4 protein-coding genes are annotated in these 3,936 nt (G+C 60.1%); 2 read left to right on the top strand and 2 right to left on the bottom strand.

Annotation, left to right across the window (positions count from 1 at the left end; translation table 11 throughout):
* Positions 1-136: 136 nt before the first annotated feature.
* Both ABJK70_RS21455 and ABJK70_RS21450 read right to left on the bottom strand, forming a co-directional pair.
* Positions 137-1,135, bottom strand: coding sequence for a UbiA family prenyltransferase (locus tag ABJK70_RS21455; RefSeq protein WP_347259069.1), 999 nt, complete (start codon positions 1,133-1,135; stop codon positions 137-139).
* 278 nt (positions 1,136-1,413) lie between these two features.
* Positions 1,414-1,788: a VOC family protein gene (locus tag ABJK70_RS21450; RefSeq protein WP_156881969.1), complete on the bottom strand. Its 375-nt coding sequence runs from the start codon at positions 1,786-1,788 to the stop codon at positions 1,414-1,416.
* 145 nt (positions 1,789-1,933) lie between these two features.
* On the opposite strand from ABJK70_RS21450, the gene glyQ reads away from it, so the two are divergent.
* On the top strand, positions 1,934-2,866 hold the full coding sequence (gene glyQ, locus ABJK70_RS21445) for a glycine--tRNA ligase subunit alpha (protein ID WP_240506732.1): 933 nt from the start codon (positions 1,934-1,936) through the stop codon (positions 2,864-2,866).
* Positions 2,859-3,936, top strand: a 1,078-nt coding sequence (gene glyS / locus ABJK70_RS21440) for a glycine--tRNA ligase subunit beta (RefSeq protein ID WP_347259068.1), incomplete at its 3' end; no start/stop codon positions are given. The genes glyQ and glyS, both read left to right, overlap by 8 nt.

The following is a 3,936-nucleotide window of genomic DNA, read 5'->3' as shown; positions in this document are numbered from 1 at the left end:
GCAACGGCATGCCGTAGGCGCGGTCCTTGAACGCGCGGCGGATGATGAGCAGATAAGCGACGCCCCACAAACCCAGACAGGCGATCGAGGAAGCGTTGTAGACGAGCTGTTCCGTCGGACTCATGATTTTCCTCCTTTAAGCCAAGCCGAGGAACGCCGTCATCCAGGACCCGAGCAAGGCGCAGGGCAGCCATAGCGCGAATTCGGCATCGATGGCGGCATCGCCGGGGAGACCGCCCCTCGCCATCACCCTCGCACCGTGGCGAAGAACGGCCGATACGTATCCGTGCACCAGCGCCAACCCGGTCGTCCACACCGGAATCCAACCGGCGGCCACGAAAGCGATCAGCCAAGCGAGAGCCGCGGCATTCACGATGTGGAGCAGCCGCAAGGTATTCGGAATGCCGAGCATCAGCGGCAGCGTGACCACGCCATCGAAGCGGTCGCGCTCCAGATCCTTGAAATCGCAATAGACGGTATTCAACAAGAACGACAAAAACGTGTAACCGAAAAAGAACGGGACCAGGGACGGCTGATTTCCGCCGACGAAACGGTCCGCGTAGACCATTAGCAAGCCCCAGAAAAAGGCCGTGTAAAACGCCTTGAACCCCGGAATGTCCTTGAGCCGCCGATAGCGGAAGAGACCGCGGGTGAGAATGCCGAACCATGGCGTTCCGTAAAGAATCACCGCGATAGGGAACGAGACGAGCAACAGCATCGCAGCCGGACTGCTCGCTATTCCGGTAATCGTCACGGCCGCCGCGAGCGCGGCGGCACCGAGCACTGAAAAGAATCGTTTCCGACGCCCCAAGGCCAGACTGCGTTTCGAAGCTTGTTCATCATCGAAACGGTCGACATCCGCCAGATGGTCGATCAGATAGCTGGCGTAGACCAGCAGAAATACGGCTGCGGCCAACGCAGTCGAAATCCGCCCGGTCCCGGCCAGCGCAACCGCCGAAACCGCGCTGGCGGCACCGGCGGGCAATACCAGTCCCAAACGCGCCATGCATTCGACTCCGTAAGACATGAGCCGGCTCAGGCGGGCCATGTTTGAACGCAGCCAATATTCCCCGGACACCCGGCCGGGTACCGAAAATACGCTGCTGAGATCGAAAATCGGGACGAACTTGTTCATGGAATTCCTCCTCGGTTTGAGCCGGCGTTTCGGCACGGCCCGGTTGATGGTCAGTTCGTCGCGGGCTGATCGGTGGCTCTCGCGTCCCGCAACGCGACGCTATTTCAGGGGAGGAACGTTTCTGAAGGATTTCCCGAAATGGGAGATTTGTTTCGTTCGTAACTCGATCGTTTCGGACTTATTTCGGGCGGAGGGCGCTGGGCGCAAACCCTTGCGCCCGATAACGACAGCCGCCGGAAGAGATCGATCTCCCTTCTTGGCGGCTCGGGATAAGAAATCTAGACCGGTAGTTCGATAAGCTCGAAGGTATTGTTGTCCGGATCCCGGCAAAACAGCGCCGGGCGGCCGGATTTACTTACGCTATAGCGCACCCCCGCTTGTTCGAGGTCGCGTTTGATCGCCGCCAGGTCCGCGACGTTCAAAGCCACGTGGCGGTCGAGTCCGCCGTGTTCCGGACGCTCTGCCCCTGCATCGGGATTCGGTACCTGAAGCAAATGGATCTGCTGCGCGCCGATCTCGTACCAAACCCCGTCGAAGGGCATACGCGGACGCTTGTCGCTGGGCGTCAATCCGAGAACGCCCTCGTAGAACCGCCGCGAGGCATCCAAATCGCTGACAATCAATGAGGCGTGATTAAAACCGATGACTTTCATAGGCCCTCTAAACTAAGTTCGCGAATTCTCAAGACGGGGTATTTTGTCGCCGACATCCCGGCCGCACAATCCGTTACCGCAATGATCGGTGCTATCGTCATTTCGGGATATAATCGACGACTTTGATCAACCATCCGAAACCGTTGTGGCCAGTCAAACCATAGCTAAACGCGACGTTTCCACTTTTCAGGGACTGATTCTGGCGCTGCAGGAGTACTGGGCGGCACAGGGCTGCGTCATCATGCAGCCTCTGGACATGGAGGTAGGGGCAGGCACTTTCCACCCCGCGACATTCCTTCGGGCCATAGGCCCGGAGCCCTGGAACACCGCCTACGTGCAACCCTCCCGCCGGCCCACCGACGGCCGCTACGGCGAGAACCCCAACCGGCTCCAGCATTATTACCAGTTTCAGGTCATTCTCAAACCGAATCCGCCCGATATCCAGGAGCTGTATCTGGGGTCCCTCCGCTTTCTCGGCTTCGATCTGCTAGAGCACGACGTCCGCTTCGTCGAGGACAATTGGGAATCGCCGACCCTGGGCGCCTGGGGCCTGGGTTGGGAGGTCTGGCTGAACGGCATGGAGGTCACGCAGTTCACGTATTTCCAGCAAGTGGGGGGGCTGGACTGCCGCCCGGTCAGCGGCGAAATCACCTACGGATTGGAACGCATCGCCATGTACCTGCAAGGGGTCGAAAGCGTGTTCGATCTGGTCTGGACCCGCGGACCCAACGGACCAGTGACCTACGGCGACGTTTATCACCAGAATGAGGTGGAAATGTCGTCTTTCAATTTCGAGCACGCCGATACCGAATTCCTGTTCGGCTGCTTCGATACTTACGAACGCGAATGTCAAAAACTGATCGCGCAGGATTTACCCCTACCCGCCTACGAAATGGTGTTGAAAGCCTCGCACTCCTTCAACCTCCTGGACGCGCGCCGCGCCATATCGGTCACCGAACGCCAGCGCTACATCCTCCGTGTCCGCGACTTGGCCAAATCCGTCGCGGAAGCCTATTACCAGCGCCGTGAAAAACTCGGTTTTCCGCTGCTGAATTCGAGGAGTGCCGACGATGAGTGAGACGCGCGATCTTCTGTTCGAACTGGGCACCGAGGAATTGCCGCCCAAGTCCCTGCTTACGCTAAGCCTGGCACTGAAAGGCAACGTCGAGAGCGGTCTCGCCAGAGCCGCGCTGAACTTCGATGACGTCGTACCCTATGCGGCGCCGCGGCGGCTCGCGGTATGGGTAAGAGGCTTGGCGACCGCCCAGCCCGACCAGACCGTCGAAAGGCGCGGCCCTGCGCTCAATGCCGCCTATCAGCCGGACGGCTCGCCCTCCAAGGCTCTGGAAGGCTTCATGAAGAGCTGCGGCGCCACGCTCGAACAGCTCACCACCATCGAAACCGATAAGGGCGCGTGGATCGGGTTCCGCCAGGAGGTAAAGGGCGGCCGAACCGAGGATTTGATCCCTGATATTCTGCGCCAGTCGCTGGCCGCCCTGCCGATCGCGAAACGCATGCGCTGGGGGGCCGGAACCGCCGAATTCGTGCGCCCGGTACACTGGATCGTGCTGCTGTTCGGCAGCGAAGTGATCGAGGCCGAAATCCTGAGCGTACCCGCGGGCCGCGTGACTTACGGCCACCGCTTCCACCATCCCGACGGCCTGGTTCTGAACGAGCCCGGCGAATACGCCGAAAAGCTGCTCGAACAAGGTTTCGTCATCGCCGACTTCGAGACCCGCAAGACCAGGATCCGCGAGTCGGCCGAAGCCACCGCGGTCACGGTCAACGGTTGCGCGCATATCGAAGCCGATCTGCTGGACGAAGTCGCATCCCTGGTCGAATGGCCGGTACCAATTCTGGGCGGGTTCGATGCCCGCTACCTGTCCCTTCCACCGGAAGTGCTGATCACCACCATGCAGGCGAATCAGAAGTATTTTCCGGTGAAGGATAAAGAAGGCGGTCTGTTGCCCTACTTCATCACCTTCAGCAATCTGGACAGCCGCTCCCCGGACACCGTACGCGCCGGAAACGAAAGAGTCGTGCGCCCTCGCCTATCGGACGCCGAATTCTTCTGGAACCAGGATCGCAAGCAAACCCTCGAAAGCCGGGTGCCCGACCTGGCGCAGATCACCTTCCAGAAGACCCTGG

The sequence above is a fragment of the Methylocaldum sp. genome (assembly GCF_039794385.1).
GTDB lineage: Bacteria > Pseudomonadota > Gammaproteobacteria > Methylococcales > Methylococcaceae > Methylocaldum.
This window is presented reverse-complemented; position numbering and strand designations above follow the sequence as displayed.

What these genes read in the sequence shown, in the direction of transcription:
- ABJK70_RS21455 (WP_347259069.1), bottom strand. Translation starts at nt 1,135, where the DNA reads ATGAACAAGTTCGTCCCGATTTTCGATCTCAGCAGCGTATTTTCGGTA.
- ABJK70_RS21450 (WP_156881969.1), bottom strand. Translation starts at nt 1,788, where the DNA reads ATGAAAGTCATCGGTTTTAATCACGCCTCATTGATTGTCAGCGATTTG.